Source organism: Halorubrum aethiopicum (assembly GCF_001542905.1).
GTDB lineage: Archaea > Halobacteriota > Halobacteria > Halobacteriales > Haloferacaceae > Halorubrum > Halorubrum aethiopicum.
In genome coordinates this window covers 1,946,399-1,962,317 of sequence record NZ_LOAJ01000001.1, presented here as the reverse complement: position 1 = coordinate 1,962,317, position 15,919 = coordinate 1,946,399, and the positions used below count along the sequence as shown (strand labels likewise).

The following is a 15,919-nucleotide window of genomic DNA, read 5'->3' as shown; positions in this document are numbered from 1 at the left end:
GCGACGGGAGCGGCGGCGGAAGGACCGATCCGCCCTCAGAGCCGCCCCTCGTCGACGGCGTCGACGAGCGCCGACCCCGCGGCGCGCCAGTCCGCCTCGGCGTCGGCGAAGACCCGCTCGGCGCGCTCGGTCGCGTCCGCGACGACCGCGTCGACGTCGACGCCGACGATCCCGCCCGCGGAGACGAGCTGGACGCCGTCGACGAACACGTCCCGCACGGCGTCGCTGCCGCCGCCGTACACGAGGTTCGGGATCGCGGTGTGGAACGGCTCCGTGACGGTCGGCGCGACCCCGGGGCGCTCCAGGTCGCAGACGACCACGTCCGCGCGCTTCCCGGGCGAGAGCGACCCGACGCGGTCGGCGATGCCGAGCGCGCGAGCGCCGCCGACCGTCATGAGCTCGAGGACGCCGCTCGCGTCGAGCGCGGTGGGGTCGGTCCGGTCGGCCTTCGCGAGCATCGCCGTCGTGCGCGCCTCGCGGAGCGCGTCGTGTCCGCCGGGGCCGGGCGCCTGATCGGTGCCGATCCCGACGGTCCCGCCGTGGTCGAGGTACTCGGCGACCGGCGGGACGATCCCGTCGATGGCGGTGATGGAGGAGGGACACCCCACCATCCGGACGTCGGCGTCGGCGAGCCGGGCGCGTTCCGCCGGGGTCGCGCCGTGGAGGTGCGCCGCGAGCAGGTGGTCGCCGAGCAGCCCCTCGCGGTCGAGGACGCCGACGGTGGTCTCGCCCTCGCCGTACCGGGCGGCGATCTGTCTGCGCTCCCGGTCGCCCTGCGCGACGTGCATGTGGACGGTGCGGCCCTCCTCGCGGGCCCGCTCGGTGATCGTCTCGAGGAGGTCGAGCGAGATCATGTCCAGCGCCTGCGGGCCGTACGCCGGCTCGACGAGCGGGTCGTCGTCGAACTCGGCGACGAGGTCGTCGGCGCGCTCGAGGCCGGCCTCGCCGCCGTCGCGGTCGAAGGGGTAGGGCTCGTCCGGGCCGACGTCGGAGCGATCCTCGGGGACCTCGTTTATCGTTTCGGTGGCGACGACCCGAAGCCCCAGCGGGCGGTACACCTCGCGCACGAGCTCGTCGACGCCGTTGGCGTACTCGCCGACCGTCGTCGTGCCGGAGGCGAGCGCCTCGATCGCGGTGAGCTCCGCGCCGACGATCGCGTCCTCGGGCGTCGCGTGCGCGGATATCGGCCCCAGCGACCGGGTCATCCACTCGATCTCCGGCACGTCCTGGGCGGCCCCCCGCAACACGGTGTGGTGGCCGTGGACGTGGGCGTTCACGAGCCCCGGAAGCGTGAGACAGCCGCCGCCGTCGACCGTTCGGTCCGCGTCCTCGGTGTCGACGTCGTCGGCGGGGCCGACGTAGGTCAGTTCGCCGTCGGCCCAGCCGACCGCGCCGTCGTCGACGATCCCGAGATCGCCCGTCGCGCCGGGGACGTCCGGGTCCATGGTGACGAGCAGCGTGTCGGTGACGAGCGTGTCCATGGGGCGTGATCACGACCGGACGGCAAGGAACTGTCGGTGGTCGGTGACGGACGGTGACGGACGGTCGGCGGCGGATGGAGGCGGCTCCGAGGGGGGCTCGACCGACCGCCGCGGGCGACGTGACAAGAACTAACTCCGGGCGGATACCTCGGTACGCCATGCCGACATTCTCCGACAGGGTCGAGCGGATCGCGGTGAGCGGGATCCGCGAGGTGTTCGAGGCGGCCGGCGAGGACGCGATCAACCTCGGGATCGGCCAGCCGGACTTCCCGACGCCGACGCACGCCCGGCAGGCGGCGGTCGACGCCATCGAGGCGGGAAAGGCCGACGCCTACACCGGGAACAAGGGGATCGCCCCGCTCCGGGAGGCGATAGCCGAGAAACACCGCGCCGACCAGGGCGTCGACCTCGACCCGGCGAACGTGATCGCCACCGCGGGCGGCAGCGAGGCGCTCCACGTCGCCCTCGAGGCGCACGTGAGCGCCGGCGACGAGGTGATCGTCCCCGACCCCGGATTCGTCTCCTACGACGCGTTGACGAAGCTGGCGGGCGGCGACCCGGTTCCGGTCCCGCTCCGCGACGACCTCACGATCGACCCCGCCGCGATCGAGGCCGCGATCACGGACGACACCGCGGCGTTCGTCGTCAACTCGCCCGGCAACCCGACGGGAGCGGTCTCCTCCGAGGCGGACGTCCGGGAGTTCGCGCGGATCGCCGACGAACACGACGTGCTCTGTCTCTCCGACGAGGTGTACGAGTACACCGTCTTCGACGGCGAACACTACTCGCCGATGGAGTTCGCAGAGACCGACAGCGTCGTCGTCGTGAACTCCGCCTCGAAGCTGTTCTCGATGACCGGCTGGCGGCTCGGGTGGGTGTACGGCTCCGAGGAACGGGTGGACCGCATGCTCCGCGTCCACCAGTACGCGCAGGCGTGCGCGTCGGCCCCCGCCCAGTACGCCGCGGAGGCGGCGCTGCGCGGCGACCGCGACGTGGTCGCGGAGATGACCGACTCCTTCGAGCGCCGCCGGGACGTCCTCCTCGACGGGTTCGCCGACGCCGGCATCGAGTGTCCGACCCCGCAGGGGGCGTTCTACGCGATGCCGGAGGTGCCCGAGGGGTTCGTCGAGGAGTGCCTCGAGCGCGACGTGATCGTCGTCCCCGGCGAGGCGTTCGGGGAGGGCGGACGGGGCCACGCGCGCATCTCCTATGCGACCGACGAGGAGGACCTCCGCGAGGCGATCTCGGTCATGGCGGACGCCTACGAGGCGGTCCGATAACGGATCGCCGAAACCCGGTGCGGCATCGATTACCACCGAGCATTATTCGATCTGGAGTGGTTTCCGCAAGTTATACTGCCGCCGGGAGACGACGGTACCAGCATGAGCCGGAACATCCAAGTCAGCCGCCTCGACCGACGGGCGGTCGAGGACCAGGAGGTCGAGATCGTCGAGCGAAAGGGTATCGGACACCCCGACTCGATCTGTGACGGTCTCGCGGAGTCGGTCTCTCGCGCGCTCTCGCAGCTCTACCTCGACCGCGTCGGCAAGGTCCTCCACTACAACACCGACGAGACCCAGCTCGTCGCGGGTCGCGCCGCCCCGGCGTTCGGCGGCGGCGAGGTGATCGAGCCGATCTACGTCCTCATCGTCGGCCGCGCAACGAAGGAGTACGAGGGCCGGCAGCTCCCGGTCGACTCCACCGCGCTCGCGGCCGCCCGCGAGTACCTCGAGGAGGCCCTCCCGGAGCTCGAGTACGGGACGGACGTGATCGTCGACGTCAGGCTCGGCGAGGGCTCCGGCGACCTCCAGGACGTCTTCGGCGAGGAGACCCAGGAGGTCCCGATGGCCAACGACACCTCCTTCGGCGTCGGCCACGCGCCGCTGACCGAGACGGAGACGATCGTCCGCGAGACCGAACGCGAGCTCAACACGACCTACTACGCCGACCACCCCGAGCTCGGCCCCGACGTGAAGGTGATGGGCAAACGCGAGGGCGACCGCATCGACATCACGGTCGCGGCCGCGATGGTCGACGCCCACGTCGCGGACCTCGAGGAGTACGACGACGCCGTGAACGGCGTCCGCGAGTTCGTGGCCGACCTCGCCGAGGACCACACGGACCGGGAGGTCCACGTCGACGTCAACACCGCCGACGACTACGAGGAGGGCTCCATCTATCTCACCGTCACGGGCACGTCGGCGGAGCAGGGCGACGACGGCTCCGTCGGTCGCGGGAACCGCGCGAACGGCCTCATCACGCCCAACCGCCCGATGTCGATGGAGGCCACCTCCGGGAAGAACCCGGTCAACCACATCGGGAAGATCTACAACCTGCTGTCGACGCACGTCGCGGAGACGGTCACCGACGAGGTCGACGGGATCCGCGACCTCCAGGTCCGGCTGCTCTCGCAGATCGGCCGGCCGATCGACGAGCCGCACGTCGCCGACGCGCAGATCGTCACGGAGGAGGGCGTCGAGCTGTCGGCGATCGAGGATGAGGTCGTCGCCATCGTCGACGACGAGCTGGCGGACGTGACCGGCGTCACCCGCCGAGTCATCGACGGCGACGTCTCCACGTTCTGAGGTCGCGACACCCCACGCACTCGCGACTCGCCTGCGCGCTACTGGACTCTCGCGACTCGCCTGCGCCCTTCCGGGTCCTCGCGACTCGTCCGCGCTACCGGACCCTCGGGAACGTCATCCGGACGACCGTTCCGGTGGGCCGGTTTTCGACCAGTTCGAGCGTCCCGTCCGACGTCTTCAGCGTCCAGTAGAGTATCCAGAGGCCGAGCCCCTGGGTGTGGACGAGCGGCGTCTCGACCGAACTCTCGATCGCGTCGAGGTCGTATCTCGGGATGCCCGCGCCCGTGTCGGCGATCTCCAGGACCGCCTCCCCGTTCGAGTTCGTCCGGACGGTGACGGTGACCGACGCGTCGGCGGGCGTGTGCTCGATCGCGTTCTTCAGCGCCTCGTCTACCGCCGTCGGAAGGGAGGGGTGCGACCGGACGCGGAGGTCGGCCTCGAAGGACGTGGATATCTCGACGTCCGGGTACGCGTCCCGCAGCCGTGCGATCCGCTCTTCGACCATCGGCGCGAGGCGGTGTTCGACGGTCCGGTCGGCGTTCCATATCGTCACGATCTCCCGCGTTCGGTCGGTCGTCTCGAGGAGTCGCTCGAGGTGTTCCCGGATGATCCGGGCGTCCTCGCTCGTGTCCGCCGCGCCTTCCGCGGTCTCGATGTTGTCCAAGTGTCCGAGCGCGACCGAGAGCTCGTTGCGGAGGTTGTGCCGCAGGACGCGCTGGTTGATCGTCAACAGCTTGCTCAGGTCCTCGGCCTCCTCGAGCCGCTCGTCGGACTCGACGGCGTACAGGCCGCCCCGGATCCCCACCATCGCGCCGAGGGCGGCCGCGAAGGAGAGCAGAAACGAGAACTCGGTCGGGTCCCCCTCGATGGCCCAGATGGTCCAGACCGCGAACGCCAACAGCGTGAACGCCGCGGTCACGCCGACGCCCAATCGAACCGCCCGCCACCGCCCGGATTCGGAGATCGACCGGTCCGGAAACCGGTAGGCGGTGAGCAGAACGAACGCGGAGATCGACCCGATCACGAAGGTCTCGAGGACCGTCCCGAACTCCTCCCCTTCGGTGAGCAGGTGAACTATCCCGAGTCCGAAACAAAACGTCCCCAGCGCGTAGACGGCGTGTCGCGGCCGGACCCGGTTGGAGAGGGAGACCACGGGTTAGCGTCCGCGGAGAGACCTAAATCGTTTGCCCTGCCGACCGCAATCGATTTCCGAGAGCCTTCCGAGTTCACGGACGTGACGCGGGTGTGTCTCCTCGGCGAATCCGACGTGAACCTGAGCTACGAGCTGTTGTCCCGCGAGACCGCACGGGAGGCGCTCGCGACCTACGACATCGACGAGCCGTTCGCGAACAGCGTCGCCGTCGACACCGTGAGCCTTGGAACGGCGGTGTCGCTTCTGAACGACCTGGAATGGTATCTCGTCCGGTTCGTCGCCGAGGCCATCGTCCTGGAGCCATCGATCTCCCGCACCGAGTGGCTCTCGCGCGACCTCGCACGCGAGGTCCGCGACGGCGAGGTTCCGCCCGAGGAGACGGACCAGCGGCTGAAGGTGTTCGGCCTCGTCGACGGCGAGCCGGTCGAGCCGCTCTTCGTCCGGCGGACGCAGGGCGAGACGCCCGAGTACGACCTCCGCGACGTCGAGGAGACGCTCGTGGTCCGGGTGAGCGAGGCGGAGTTCTCGGGATGACGCCCTCGATCGATCCCGACCGCTCGAACCCGACGAGGTACCTCCTCGCGACCGTCGCCGTCTGGATCGCCGTGGCGGGCGTCGTCGAGTTCACGGTCGCCGGCGGACGGCCGACTGACGCGGTCGTCACGGGGACGTTCGGCGGCCTCGCCTTCGGCGTCGCGACCCTTCTGTTACGACGGAGCGGCGGGGAGTGAGGAACGGATCCGCTCCTCACAACGGGAGAACGCCGTCGTCGGATCCCGTCTCGTTTCCGTCGTCGGTTGATCCGTCGGTCGTGCTGCCGTCGGTCGTGCCGTCGGTCGTGTCGTCCGTGGTGTCGTCGGTCGCGCCACCGGTGGTATCGTCGGTGGAGCCGTCGTCAGTCCGGCTGTCTCCGTCCGAAGACCCGTCGGTAGAGCCGGAGTCGTCGCCGTCGGGCTCGGCCTCCCCGTCGGTTCCGTTCGCGGAGTCGCGGACGTCCTCGCCCTCGCCGAAGATATCGGTCTCTATCGTCTCCTCGTAGGTGAGTTGGTCCAGCGGGACGGTGACCTCTCCGCCGGAGGGGAACTCGACCACGGCGTAGAACTCGATCCGGAGGTCGCTCACTTGGTGACCGTTGACCGCCGGATCGAGGTGGGTGACCCACCACTCGTCGAGCCGCTCGTTGTCGAGGGCCGTCGTGAGTTCGACGGTCTCGGAGGTCCGCGAGGGGATCACGTAGCCCTCGTCGGTCCGTCCCGATCCCATCTCGACGCCGTTCATCGTGACGTCGTAGCCGATCTCGGTGACCGCGTACGGTTCGAGGTTCGGGTTGTAGACCACGAACGCCATGTCGATCGGCGTCTCCGACTCGGAGACCGACCCCCACTGGCCGCGCGTCTCGTTGACGTACAACACCGGATCGTCGACGAGGGCGCTGTCGGCGTTCACCGGCCGCGTCTCCTCGGAGTCGAACGCGGAGAGGAGGTCCGTCTCTATCTCGCGGCTCCGACTGAACGCCACCCCCCGCCCGAGCCGGTCGGAGGTGACGGTCGCGTCGATGTCGACGGTCGTTCGTTCGCCGTTGCGGACGTGGCTGGCCCACCACGGGGGGATCGCGTCGTTTCGCATCCGCGTCTCGAGCGCCACCGTCGAGTTCCCGGTCCCGATCCGGATCCCCTCGCGACCGCCCCGCGCCATCTCGATCGAGTTCATCGAGACGGTGTAGTTCACGGCCACGCCGTCGAGCCCGATCCCGACCGGGTTCGGGTTGGAGACGACGACGTCCGTCTCGACGGTCGTCGTCTCGTTCGTCACCTCGCCGAAGGAGTTGTCGACGGCCGCGACGCTCGGCGTTCCGAGTATCCCGAGCGCGAACGCTCCGCCGACGGCCCCGACGACGACCAGTACCCCGAGGAGCGCGATCCTGAGCTTCGACCCCGCGAGGACGGAACGGATGGCGCCCGTATCCATGGTCGGTCGAACCGGCGGATCGGTAAAACCGTACCGCTCCTCGGGCTATCGATCGGCCACCCGGCGGCTCACCGACCGATCGCCTCGCGCCGAGTTACCGACCGATCGCCTCGCGCCGAGTTACCGACCGATCGTCCCCTGCCGGGTGACCGGCGCGTCGGGGTCGACGCGGAACGCGACCAAGGTCGCGTCGGCGTCGGCGGTCAGCGTCAGGTCGGCACCGTCGCCGACGAGCAGGCCGCTCTCGGTCGACTCGAGGGTCTCGCCGCCGCCGGAGACGGTTCCGTCGAAGACGTAGAAGTACGTGTCCCAGCCGTCGCCGGCCGGAACGTCGACCTGCTGACCCGCCTCGAGGCGGACGTCGTGGAGGTGGACCTCGTTGCGGACCGAGAGCGGCGCGTCGGACCCCTCGGGACCGAACAGGTGCCGCCACTCGCCCGCGACCGGGTCCGGGAGGGGTTCGTGTTGGATCCCCGCCGGCAGGTCCAGCTCGTGCGGGCGAACGAAGATCTGGAGCATCCGCAGGGGCGGGTCGTCGGCGAGGGTGCGCTCCTCGTGCCAGAACCCCTCGCCGGCGTTCATGACCATGAGGTGGTCGGCGTCGGTCACGAGCTCGTTGCCATCGCGGTCGTCGTGACGCATCACGCCCGCGGGCACCCACGAGACGATCTCCTCGTTCCGGTGCTGGTGCATCGGGATCAGCGTGCCGGGGTCCATGAACGACTCGACGACGGTCGAGAGGGGACCGTACCCGTGGTCGTCGTGGCCGGGACGGAGCCGACCGGGGAAGTTGAACCGCGTTCGGAACGACCCCTGATCCTGTTCGACCGTCGACCGCGGGGCGGTGTGAAGCGTCGCCGCCGATCCGGTGCTCATGGGAACGGTACGGGCGCGACGCACAAATAGACCGCGTCCCGCCGCTCGGCGAGATCCCGCGACCCGGCCGCCGACGGTCACGGTCGCCGGATCCACGGTCGCCGCGTCCGGCGTCGACGCCGCGTCGCCGGGGTCACACCCGGAACGCCGTAAAGAGGAGAAGCAGAACCGAGACGATACAGACGAACGCGATCCAGCCGACCATGATGATCCCCGCGCGCCGCATCGTGAGTTCTTCTCCGCTGAGGATCTTCCCTATGCTCATGCGAGAGGCATCGATCAGCCGGAACATAAAACGTCGGCTTTCACGCCGGGGTGGAACGAACGGCGGTCGTCGGTCACTCCTCCCGCAACACCAGCGGCTCGATGGCGAGCGTCCGCTTCGCGACCGTCAGGATCCGGAGGACGTAGGAGACGAACAGCATGAACGGCAGGACCGTCACCGCGAACGCCGCGCCGACGACGAGCGCGAGGTGGGCGATCCCGAGCGTCGATCCGGACACCGCGGCGGCGTCGACGACCGCGAGCGTGACGCCCGCGACGACCAGCGCGGGCACCGCCGCGTAGAGGATCAGCTGGGAGAGCTCGATGAGCGCCCACTGGAAGTACAGCGTCTTGACGTGCTCGCGGGCAGGTCCGAAGAGCGACAGCGACCCTTTCAGCTCCTCGAGGAGTTCCCGGTCGCGGTCGGAGAGCGTCCCGTCGTGGTCGGCGGCGATCCGCTCGGCCCGCCCGAGCAGTCGGCCGTACTCGAACCCGAGGGCGGCGGAGACGACGGAAAAGGAGCCGAACCGCGCCCCGTCGAGCCGGTCGCTCACGGCGTCGGCGTTGCGGCCGACGTCCTCGGCGAGCCCCTCGACGGCCGACTCGAGCGACGCGTCCTCGCCCCCCGAAGCGGACTCGCGCAGCGTCTCCGCCCGGTCCGCGGCGGTCCGGACGAGGTCGTCGAGGAAGGCGGCCGGGTCGGTGGCGGCCGGCGAGCCGGTCAGCTCCGCGGTGAACTCCCGGACGTCCATCGAGTTGCTCATCCGGTCGCGCTGGTCGCCGAGCGGCCCGTTCTCCTGGGTGAGCACGAGCTGGCCGATCGTGACGACGAGGGTCGTGCCGGTCACGACGACCGTGATCATCGTCCCGAACATCGTCTCGATCGGGTCGCCCGACTCGACCCGCGCGACGAACGACGGCGAGACTCCGGAGGCGACCGCCACGAACGCGACGAACACGGCGAACGTCGAGACGCCGGCGACGAGCAGCCGGTTCGCGTCCACCAGGAACCAGCGCGCCGGGCGGGACGGCCCGCCGGTCATGCCCGTTCGTTCGACCGGGCCGGCCGTTTGAACACGAGGAACTTGCTGCCGCCGCCCTCGTAGTCGATCGTCGTCACGAGCTCCCACCCCTCGGCTCCCAGCTCGTTCAGCTCCGCCTCCGGGTCCGTCGCCTCCTTTCGCGTCTCGTCGCGGGGCGGCCGGAGGGTCTCGTACTCCCAGCGGACGCCGTCGGGTTCCGACATGCGGACGGCTACACGCCGGAGCCCCCTATAGCCTCGCGTCGCCGGGGATCGGTGCCGCGCCGAACGGCGGTGACGAGTGTCGATGACTTTTGGTCGTCCCCGCGGACGGGAGGGTATGCCCGCCGACCTCGCGGAGAAGACGGACCGCTACGAGCGAATGCTCGCCGACGCGCTCGACGCCGCGGAGCCGCGGCCGCCGGCGGACACCCCGCTCGGCGACGCCGCCGACGACGTCGCCGAGATGGCGGAGTCGTACCTGGAGGACGGGCGTCACTTCCGCGCGGACGACGACCCGGTCAACGCGCTCGCGTCCTACTCGTACGGCTACGGCTGGCTCGACGCCGGCGTTCGGCTGGGACTGTTCGCGGTCCCCGACGACACCGAACTGTTCACGACGTGACGGGATCGTACCGGCGTGAGCCGTCTCGGACGACCACGTCCTAACCGATACGAATTTGAAGATTCGCTGAACGATCCCGTCTATGAAGCTACGAACGTTGGTTCACGATCACCTTCCGAACGCCGTAGTTGCTGCGGCCATATTCACGCTCTATAACGCCTATACTGGCGGTCTTGCTGACCCAATCACGATCGGTACCGAGTTCATCGCCTACGTTGTCGCGATCTTCATCGGATTCGTAGTTATTACACCGGTTCTGGACAAGGCAGTCAGTAGCGTTACGACATGAGTGGCCCTGACCGCACCGGAACGGAACTCATCGATCCGTGAACGGTTCGCCGAAGCCTCCCGACCGCATTTAAGTACTCGACTCTCGACTCGCGTGTATGAGCGAACTCGCGGACCTGACCGAACGGCTGGTCTCGATCCCCTCCCACGAGGACGAGACCGCCGCCGGCGACGCCATCGAGGAGTGGCTCCGGGCGGAGACCGACGCCGACGTCGAGCGCGACGCCGTCGGCAACGTGATCGCGTACAGGCGGGCCGACGGAAGCGACGAGAGCGGGCCCGGAACCGACCCCGACGCCGAGACGGTCGCGCTCGTCGGCCACCACGACGTGGTCCCGCCGGCGGAGCGACAGACGACGGGCGAGGGCGAGTACGTGGTCGAACGTCGCGACGGCCGGATCTTCGGGCGCGGGACGGCCGACATGAAGGGCGCGGTCGCGGCCTGCCTGCTCGCGTTCCGGGACGCGACGCCGCCGGCGGGCCGCGAACTCGCGGTCGCCTCCTTCGTCGGCGAGGAGACCGGCGGCGAGGGCGCACGGCACGCGATAGAGGAGGGGTTCCGCCCCGACCACGCGCTCGTCGCGGAGGGGTCGACGAACTACTCGAAGCCGGGCGTGACCGACGTCGTCGTCGCGCACAAGGGCCGGCGGGCGTCGACGCTCGTCGCCGAGGGGTCCTCGGCACACGCCTCCGAGCCCGAGGCGGGCGAGAACGCGATCTACCGCGCCTGCGACGCGGTCGACGTCGTCCGCGACCTCGACGCGCCGGCGACGACGGTGTTCGGCGAGGACGTGACGGGCTCCGTCGTCGTCACGGAGTTCCACGGCGGCGACACCTGGAACGTGATCCCCGACCGGTGTGAGGTCACGATCGACGAGCGCACCGTCCCCGGCGAGCGGGCGGACCTCGCGCGCACGGAGGAGGTTCCGGGCGTCGAGTGGGTCGTCGACCAAGACCTCCCGCCGATGGGCTGTGGCGACGACGCGTTCGCGGACGCGGCGCTCGCGGCCGCACGCGAGGTCCACGAGGCCCGCGGGCTCGACCGCCCCGAACACGTCACCAAGCCGCACGCCACGGACGCGGGGTGGCTCTCGGAGGCCGGCACGGAGTGTCTCGTCTGCGGCCCCTCCGAACCCGGCGAGGCGCACACGGAGACGGAGAGCGTCTCGATCGACGTGCTGGAGCGGTGTCGGGAGGTCTACGCGGCGCTCGCGGAACGCGGGTGGTGATCGGGCGGCGAGCGCGACGAGCGACCGAACCGCCGCCGTGACGGTCCGACCGAACCGCCGCCGTGACGGCCCGCTCGTCGGGGTCGTATGGAAGGGGTTTTATGCGGTCCGGCGGAAGTGAGGCCCACTATGGGAGACAAATCGAAGGCCAAGAAGAAGCGGCTGGCGAAGGCGGAGCGCCAGAACACCCGCGTCCCCGCGTGGGTCATGATGAAGACCGACATGAACGTCACGCGAAACCCCAAGCGGCGCAACTGGCGCCGGAACGACCTCGACGAGTAGAGTAGATGAGCACGAGTGATTTCGAGGAGCGTGTCGTCACCGTCCCGCTCCGCGACGCAAAGGAGAAGCCCGTCCAGCAGCGCGCCGACTACGCCGTGAAGATCGTCCGCGAGCACCTCGCGAAGCACTTCTCGGTCGACGGCGAGGACGTGATCCTCGACGCCTCCGTCAACGAGGCCGTCTGGGCGAACGGTCGGCAGAACCCGCCGAGCAAGCTCCGCGTCCGCGCGGCCCGGTTCGTCGAGGACGGCGAGCCGGTCGTCGAAGCCGAGCACGCCGAGTAACGTGTTACGGGCGACCTTCACCGGCTCGTCGTACGTGGGGGTCTTCGCCCGCGTCGTCGACGACCTCCTTCTGGTCAGGCCGGACGTCGACGACGACCTCGCCGACGACCTCGCCGACGAGCTCGGCGCGGACGTGCTCGCGACGACCGTCGGCGGCTCCAACACCGTCGGGTCGCTCGCGACCGGCAACGAGAACGGCGTGCTCGTCTCCGAGCGCGCGACCGACCGGGAGAGAGAGCGGATCGCCGAGGCCGCGGACCGCGAGATCGCGGAGCTTCCCGGCCGGATCAACGCCGCCGGCAACGTCGTCCTGGCCAACGACTACGGCGCGTACGTCCACCCCGACCTCCCGCGCGAGGCGATCACGACGATCAAGGAGACGCTCTCGGTCCCGGTCGAGCGCGGCGACCTCGCGGACGTGCGGACCGTCGGCACCGCCGCGGTCGCGAACGACACGGGCGTGCTCTGTCACCCGAAGTCGCGGGAGTCGGAGTTACAGGCCGTCGAGGAGGCGCTCGACGTTCGGGCGGACCTCGGGACGGTCAACTACGGCGCGCCGCTCGTCGGCTCCGGGCTCGTCGCGAGCGACGACGGCTACGTCGTCGGCGAGGACACGACCGGCCCCGAGCTCGGGCGCATCGAGGAGACGCTCGGATTCATCGACTGATCGTCGTCTACGTCGCTCTCGCTCCCGATCTCGGCGGTCCGTTCCGTTCCGTCCCGTCGTCCGTTTTTAGGAAGATACTTCCCTGTCCCTGCCGGAAGTCGGAACATGAGTACTTACACCGTGAGCGGGCGGTTCCAGAGTAGAGACGGCTTCCAGCCGTTCACCAAGGACGTCGAGGCGGAGAACGAGGACCTCGCGCGCGAGCGCATCTACACGCAGGTCGGTAGCCAGCACAACCGGAAGCGCACCCAGATCGAGATCGAGGAGGTGTCCGCGGCATGATGGGCGGCGGACAACAGCAGCTCCAGCAGCTCTCCCAGGAGCTTCAGGCGCTTGACGAGGAGATCGAGGTACTCGAGACGGAAGTCGAGGAGTACCGCCAGGAGAAGGCCGACATCGACGACGCCGTCGAGGCGATCGAGACCCTCGAGACCGGCGCGACGGTTCAGGTGCCGCTCGGCGGCGGCGCGTACGTCCGCGCGGAGGTCCAGGACATCGACGAGATCGTCGTCTCGCTCGGCGGCAACTACTCGGCCGAGCAGGAGCAGGACGACGCCATCGACGTGCTCCGCCGCAAACAGGAGGCGCTCGACGACCGCATCGAGGAGACGGAAGCGGAGATCGCCGAGCTGGAAGACGAGAGCCAGGAGCTCGAACAGCAGGCCCAGCAGATGCAACAACAGATGCAACAACAGCAGATGCAACAGATGCAGGGGCAGGCCGACGACGAGTGAGGTAACGGACCGTGTTCGACGGACTGAAGGACAAGCTGAGCAGCTTCCGTGAGGACGTAGAGGAGTCCACGGACGCCGAGGAGGTCCCCGAGGGCGAGGACGCGCCAGACGCGGCCGCGGAGCCCGAGACCGCAGCCGAGACGGTCGAGACCGCCGACGCGGACGGGGCGAGCGGAACGGCCGAGTCCGCCGCGACCGACGCCCCGACTGACGAGGAGAGGGACGGCTCGGCGGAGCCGAGCACCTTCCAGCGCGCGAAGGCGTTCGCGACCGGCCGGATCATCATCGAGGAGGAGGACTTAGAGGAGCCGCTCTGGGAGCTCGAGATGGCGCTCTTAGAGAGCGACGTGGAGATGAGCGTCGCCGAACGGATCCTCGAGACGGTCCGCGAGACGATGCTCGGCGAGTCGCGAAAGCAGGTCGAGACGACCGGCGAGCTGGTCGAGCGGGCGCTCCACGACGCGCTCCTCGACGTGATCGCGGTCGGGCAGTTCGACTTCGAGGAGCGCGTCGCGGAGGCGGAGAAGCCGCTGACGATCGTCTTCACCGGCGTCAACGGCGTCGGCAAGACGACGACCATCGCCAAGCTCTCCGAGTGGCTCGACGACCGCGGCTACTCGTCGGTGTTGGCGAACGGCGACACCTACCGCGCGGGCGCGAACGAGCAGATCGCCGAGCACGCCGAGCGGCTCGACCGCGAGCTGATCTCCCACGACCAGGGCGGCGACCCGGCGGCCGTGATCTACGACGGCGTCGAGTACGCCGCGGCCAACGACGTCGACGTCGTCCTCGGCGACACCGCCGGCCGGCTCCACACGAGCGACGACCTGATGGCGCAATTGGAGAAGATCGACCGCGTCGTCGACCCGGACATGACGCTGTTCGTCGACGAGGCGGTCGCCGGCCAGGACGCGGTCAACCGCGCGAAGGAGTTCAACGAGGCCGCCGAGATCGACGGCGCGGTGTTGACGAAGGCGGACGCCGACTCCTCCGGCGGCGCGGCGATCTCCGTCGCGTACGTCACCGGCAAGCCGATCCTCTTTCTGGGGACCGGCCAGGGGTACGACGACCTGGCGCGGTTCGATCCGGAGGCGCTCGTCGACAGCCTGCTCGGCGAGGAGTAGGGTCGTCGTCCGGGCCGCAACTCCCCCGATTCGTTTATAACGTCTACGGGAGCGAACCGCACACCGGCGACGGGATCAGAACCCTTAACAGTTCACCGCGGTTTGATCACGGTAGCGGGATGGGATAGCCAGGAGATTCCGCCGGGCTCATAACCCGGAGATCGGTAGTTCAAATCTACCTCCCGCTACTTCTCTTCGACGTTCTCTCCGGTGGAAGTCGGACGACTCGCCGCTCGATCCAACCCGGAAGCGATTTCCGTCGCCCAGTCCACCGTTCGCGTATGGAGTACGAATCGAGCCTCGACCGCGCGATGGACGCGGTCCCGGACTTCGACGGGTCCGACGAGCGGCTGTCGGTCCCCGACCCCGAGACGCAGAAGGACGGCGCGTTCACCCGACTGACGAACCTCTCGGCCATCGCGGACGCGTTGAGCCGCGAGCCCGAACACGTCCACTCGAAGATCCAACAGGAGCTCGGGACGGCCGGCCAGTACGAGGACGGCCGCGCGCGATACAGCGGGAACTTCCGCGAGCGCGACTTCCAGGCGGCGATCGACTCGTACATCGAGTCGTTCGTCACCTGCTCGGAGTGTGGCCTGCCCGACACGCGACTGGAGACGGAGAACCGGACGCCCATGCTCCGCTGTGAGGCCTGCGGGGCGTTCCGACCGGTCGCGAAACAGACGACGTCGAACACCCAGCGCCAGGAGGAGGCCATCGAGGAGGGCAACACCTACGAGCTGGAGATCGTCGGCACGGGCCGCAAGGGCGACGGCGTCGCCGAGCGCGGCGAGTACACCGTCTTCGTCCCCGGCGCACAGGAGGGCGACACCGTCCGGGCGTACATCAAGAACGTCTCGGGCAACCTCGCGTTCGCCCGCCGGGAGAACTGACCGCGGTCGCGGCGCTCGCCGCGATCACACCGCTCGCGACCGATATCGCTCGTCGCTTCCGCTCTCGCCCTCGTCCGTCGCTTCCGCACTCGCCCTCGCCCGTCGCTTCCGCACTCGCCCTCGCCCGTCGCTTCCGCACTCGCCCTCGCCCGTCGCTTCCGCACTCGCCCTCGCCCGTCGCTTCCGCACTCGCCCTCGCCCGTCGCTTCCGCACTCGCCCGTCGGTTCTCAGTCGACGCGTTCGGCGAGCGCCGTGTGTGCGGTCTCCTCGACGTGGCGGGTCACGAACGTCTCGGCCGCGTCGGCGGAGTCGAAGACGCGCTCGAGCGAGCAGTCGCGGCAGACGGCGTGGTACAGCTTGGTACGCTTCTGTGGGGTCATAGGACCACTGCGCGTCCGGAGCGGTTAGTTAAGCGCTCGTTGTCGACCCGGTAGTCATTGCCTA

22 protein-coding genes and 1 tRNA gene are annotated in these 15,919 nt (G+C 69.5%); 15 read left to right on the top strand and 8 right to left on the bottom strand.

Annotated elements, in window-relative coordinates; translation table 11 throughout:
• Positions 1 to 35: 35 nt before the first annotated feature.
• Positions 36 to 1,481 (bottom strand): amidohydrolase family protein, encoded by a 1,446-nt coding sequence (locus AXA68_RS09260; RefSeq protein WP_066415708.1) that lies wholly within the window; start codon positions 1,479 to 1,481, stop codon positions 36 to 38.
• A gap of 158 nt (positions 1,482 to 1,639) precedes the next feature.
• Between AXA68_RS09260 and AXA68_RS09255 the strand changes: the two genes are divergently transcribed.
• Positions 1,640 to 2,761 (top strand): pyridoxal phosphate-dependent aminotransferase, encoded by a 1,122-nt coding sequence (locus tag AXA68_RS09255; protein WP_066415705.1) that lies wholly within the window; start codon positions 1,640 to 1,642, stop codon positions 2,759 to 2,761.
• A 102-nt stretch (positions 2,762 to 2,863) separates the two neighbouring features.
• Positions 2,864 to 4,066: a methionine adenosyltransferase gene (locus AXA68_RS09250; RefSeq protein WP_066415702.1), complete on the top strand. Its 1,203-nt coding sequence runs from the start codon at positions 2,864 to 2,866 to the stop codon at positions 4,064 to 4,066.
• A gap of 94 nt (positions 4,067 to 4,160) precedes the next feature.
• Here the strand turns inward: AXA68_RS09250 and AXA68_RS09245 are convergent, their stop codons facing one another.
• Entirely contained in the window at positions 4,161 to 5,219 is a 1,059-nt protein-coding gene (locus AXA68_RS09245; RefSeq protein WP_066415696.1) for a sensor histidine kinase, read from the bottom strand.
• A gap of 81 nt (positions 5,220 to 5,300) precedes the next feature.
• Here AXA68_RS09245 and AXA68_RS09240 point away from each other — a divergent pair, with 81 nt between their 5' ends.
• Together AXA68_RS09240 and AXA68_RS09235 are read left to right on the top strand one after the other, a co-directional pair.
• Positions 5,301 to 5,753 carry a DUF5804 family protein gene (locus AXA68_RS09240; RefSeq protein ID WP_066415693.1) on the top strand — a complete coding sequence of 151 codons (453 nt, stop codon included), beginning with the start codon at positions 5,301 to 5,303 and terminating at the stop codon, positions 5,751 to 5,753.
• A complete protein-coding gene (locus AXA68_RS09235; RefSeq protein ID WP_066415691.1) occupies positions 5,750 to 5,950 on the top strand; it encodes a hypothetical protein in 201 nt (66 codons plus the stop codon). The genes AXA68_RS09240 and AXA68_RS09235 overlap by 4 nt, the downstream gene beginning before the upstream one ends.
• Before the next feature lie 16 nt (positions 5,951 to 5,966).
• Here the strand turns inward: AXA68_RS09235 and AXA68_RS09230 are convergent, their stop codons facing one another.
• The 5 genes from AXA68_RS09230 to AXA68_RS09215 form a co-directional block, all read right to left on the bottom strand.
• A complete protein-coding gene (locus AXA68_RS09230) occupies positions 5,967 to 7,187 on the bottom strand; it encodes an LEA type 2 family protein (RefSeq protein WP_066415689.1) in 1,221 nt (406 codons plus the stop codon).
• Positions 7,188 to 7,307: 120 nt separating this feature from the next.
• Complete coding sequence (locus AXA68_RS09225; protein ID WP_066415683.1) at positions 7,308 to 8,063, bottom strand: pirin family protein; 756 nt, start codon at positions 8,061 to 8,063, stop codon at positions 7,308 to 7,310.
• Between the two features lie 133 nt (positions 8,064 to 8,196).
• Entirely contained in the window at positions 8,197 to 8,328 is a 132-nt protein-coding gene (locus tag AXA68_RS17470) for a hypothetical protein (protein WP_269799192.1), read from the bottom strand.
• A 73-nt stretch (positions 8,329 to 8,401) separates the two neighbouring features.
• Complete coding sequence (locus AXA68_RS09220; protein ID WP_066415681.1) at positions 8,402 to 9,370, bottom strand: hypothetical protein; 969 nt, start codon at positions 9,368 to 9,370, stop codon at positions 8,402 to 8,404.
• Positions 9,367 to 9,573 (bottom strand): DUF4177 domain-containing protein, encoded by a 207-nt coding sequence (locus AXA68_RS09215; protein ID WP_066415676.1) that lies wholly within the window; start codon positions 9,571 to 9,573, stop codon positions 9,367 to 9,369. Before AXA68_RS09215 ends, AXA68_RS09220 begins: the two co-directional genes overlap by 4 nt.
• Positions 9,574 to 9,688: 115 nt before the next feature.
• Here AXA68_RS09215 and AXA68_RS09210 point away from each other — a divergent pair, with 115 nt between their 5' ends.
• From AXA68_RS09210 to AXA68_RS09165, 11 genes are all read left to right on the top strand, one after another.
• Positions 9,689 to 9,973 carry a DUF357 domain-containing protein gene (locus AXA68_RS09210; RefSeq protein WP_066415675.1) on the top strand — a complete coding sequence of 95 codons (285 nt, stop codon included), beginning with the start codon at positions 9,689 to 9,691 and terminating at the stop codon, positions 9,971 to 9,973.
• Between the two features lie 82 nt (positions 9,974 to 10,055).
• Positions 10,056 to 10,262: a hypothetical protein gene (locus tag AXA68_RS16090; protein ID WP_080505218.1), complete on the top strand. Its 207-nt coding sequence runs from the start codon at positions 10,056 to 10,058 to the stop codon at positions 10,260 to 10,262.
• A gap of 97 nt (positions 10,263 to 10,359) precedes the next feature.
• Positions 10,360 to 11,490 (top strand): M20 family metallopeptidase, encoded by a 1,131-nt coding sequence (locus AXA68_RS09205; RefSeq protein ID WP_066415673.1) that lies wholly within the window; start codon positions 10,360 to 10,362, stop codon positions 11,488 to 11,490.
• A gap of 129 nt (positions 11,491 to 11,619) precedes the next feature.
• Positions 11,620 to 11,772 carry a 50S ribosomal protein L39e gene (locus AXA68_RS09200; RefSeq protein ID WP_023498294.1) on the top strand — a complete coding sequence of 51 codons (153 nt, stop codon included), beginning with the start codon at positions 11,620 to 11,622 and terminating at the stop codon, positions 11,770 to 11,772.
• A 5-nt stretch (positions 11,773 to 11,777) separates the two neighbouring features.
• Positions 11,778 to 12,056, top strand: a complete 279-nt coding sequence (locus tag AXA68_RS09195; protein WP_066415670.1) for a 50S ribosomal protein L31e — start codon at positions 11,778 to 11,780, stop codon at positions 12,054 to 12,056.
• 1 nt (position 12,057) lies between these two features.
• On the top strand, positions 12,058 to 12,723 hold the full coding sequence (locus AXA68_RS09190; protein WP_066415668.1) for a translation initiation factor IF-6: 666 nt from the start codon (positions 12,058 to 12,060) through the stop codon (positions 12,721 to 12,723).
• A gap of 105 nt (positions 12,724 to 12,828) precedes the next feature.
• Complete coding sequence (gene rpl18a, locus AXA68_RS09185) at positions 12,829 to 13,005, top strand: 50S ribosomal protein L18Ae (RefSeq protein ID WP_066415665.1); 177 nt, start codon at positions 12,829 to 12,831, stop codon at positions 13,003 to 13,005.
• Positions 13,005 to 13,457, top strand: a complete 453-nt coding sequence (pfdA, locus tag AXA68_RS09180; RefSeq protein ID WP_066415663.1) for a prefoldin subunit alpha — start codon at positions 13,005 to 13,007, stop codon at positions 13,455 to 13,457. Before rpl18a ends, pfdA begins: the two co-directional genes overlap by 1 nt.
• A gap of 11 nt (positions 13,458 to 13,468) precedes the next feature.
• Positions 13,469 to 14,581 (top strand): signal recognition particle-docking protein FtsY, encoded by a 1,113-nt coding sequence (gene ftsY, locus AXA68_RS09175; RefSeq protein ID WP_066415660.1) that lies wholly within the window; start codon positions 13,469 to 13,471, stop codon positions 14,579 to 14,581.
• A gap of 113 nt (positions 14,582 to 14,694) precedes the next feature.
• Positions 14,695 to 14,769 (top strand) — tRNA-Met (locus AXA68_RS09170).
• Positions 14,770 to 14,862: 93 nt separating this feature from the next.
• On the top strand, positions 14,863 to 15,474 hold the full coding sequence (locus tag AXA68_RS09165) for a translation initiation factor IF-2 subunit beta (protein WP_066415658.1): 612 nt from the start codon (positions 14,863 to 14,865) through the stop codon (positions 15,472 to 15,474).
• A 228-nt stretch (positions 15,475 to 15,702) separates the two neighbouring features.
• Here AXA68_RS09165 and AXA68_RS16780 read toward each other — a convergent pair whose 3' ends face one another.
• Positions 15,703 to 15,855 (bottom strand): hypothetical protein, encoded by a 153-nt coding sequence (locus AXA68_RS16780; protein WP_157884823.1) that lies wholly within the window; start codon positions 15,853 to 15,855, stop codon positions 15,703 to 15,705.
• Positions 15,856 to 15,919 lie beyond the last annotated feature (64 nt).

What these genes read in the sequence shown, in the direction of transcription:
- AXA68_RS09260 (WP_066415708.1), bottom strand. Translation starts at nt 1,481, where the DNA reads ATGGACACGCTCGTCACCGACACGCTGCTCGTCACCATGGACCCGGAC.
- AXA68_RS09255 (WP_066415705.1), top strand. Translation starts at nt 1,640, where the DNA reads ATGCCGACATTCTCCGACAGGGTCGAGCGGATCGCGGTGAGCGGGATC.
- AXA68_RS09250 (WP_066415702.1), top strand. Translation starts at nt 2,864, where the DNA reads ATGAGCCGGAACATCCAAGTCAGCCGCCTCGACCGACGGGCGGTCGAG.
- AXA68_RS09235 (WP_066415691.1), top strand. Translation starts at nt 5,750, where the DNA reads ATGACGCCCTCGATCGATCCCGACCGCTCGAACCCGACGAGGTACCTC.
- AXA68_RS09230 (WP_066415689.1), bottom strand. Translation starts at nt 7,187, where the DNA reads ATGGATACGGGCGCCATCCGTTCCGTCCTCGCGGGGTCGAAGCTCAGG.
- AXA68_RS09225 (WP_066415683.1), bottom strand. Translation starts at nt 8,063, where the DNA reads ATGAGCACCGGATCGGCGGCGACGCTTCACACCGCCCCGCGGTCGACG.
- AXA68_RS17470 (WP_269799192.1), bottom strand. Translation starts at nt 8,328, where the DNA reads ATGAGCATAGGGAAGATCCTCAGCGGAGAAGAACTCACGATGCGGCGC.
- AXA68_RS09220 (WP_066415681.1), bottom strand. Translation starts at nt 9,370, where the DNA reads ATGACCGGCGGGCCGTCCCGCCCGGCGCGCTGGTTCCTGGTGGACGCG.
- AXA68_RS09215 (WP_066415676.1), bottom strand. Translation starts at nt 9,573, where the DNA reads ATGTCGGAACCCGACGGCGTCCGCTGGGAGTACGAGACCCTCCGGCCG.
- AXA68_RS09210 (WP_066415675.1), top strand. Translation starts at nt 9,689, where the DNA reads ATGCCCGCCGACCTCGCGGAGAAGACGGACCGCTACGAGCGAATGCTC.
- AXA68_RS16090 (WP_080505218.1), top strand. Translation starts at nt 10,056, where the DNA reads ATGAAGCTACGAACGTTGGTTCACGATCACCTTCCGAACGCCGTAGTT.
- AXA68_RS09205 (WP_066415673.1), top strand. Translation starts at nt 10,360, where the DNA reads ATGAGCGAACTCGCGGACCTGACCGAACGGCTGGTCTCGATCCCCTCC.
- AXA68_RS09200 (WP_023498294.1), top strand. Translation starts at nt 11,620, where the DNA reads ATGGGAGACAAATCGAAGGCCAAGAAGAAGCGGCTGGCGAAGGCGGAG.
- AXA68_RS09195 (WP_066415670.1), top strand. Translation starts at nt 11,778, where the DNA reads ATGAGCACGAGTGATTTCGAGGAGCGTGTCGTCACCGTCCCGCTCCGC.
- rpl18a (WP_066415665.1), top strand. Translation starts at nt 12,829, where the DNA reads ATGAGTACTTACACCGTGAGCGGGCGGTTCCAGAGTAGAGACGGCTTC.
- pfdA (WP_066415663.1), top strand. Translation starts at nt 13,005, where the DNA reads ATGGGCGGCGGACAACAGCAGCTCCAGCAGCTCTCCCAGGAGCTTCAG.
- AXA68_RS09165 (WP_066415658.1), top strand. Translation starts at nt 14,863, where the DNA reads ATGGAGTACGAATCGAGCCTCGACCGCGCGATGGACGCGGTCCCGGAC.
- AXA68_RS16780 (WP_157884823.1), bottom strand. Translation starts at nt 15,855, where the DNA reads ATGACCCCACAGAAGCGTACCAAGCTGTACCACGCCGTCTGCCGCGAC.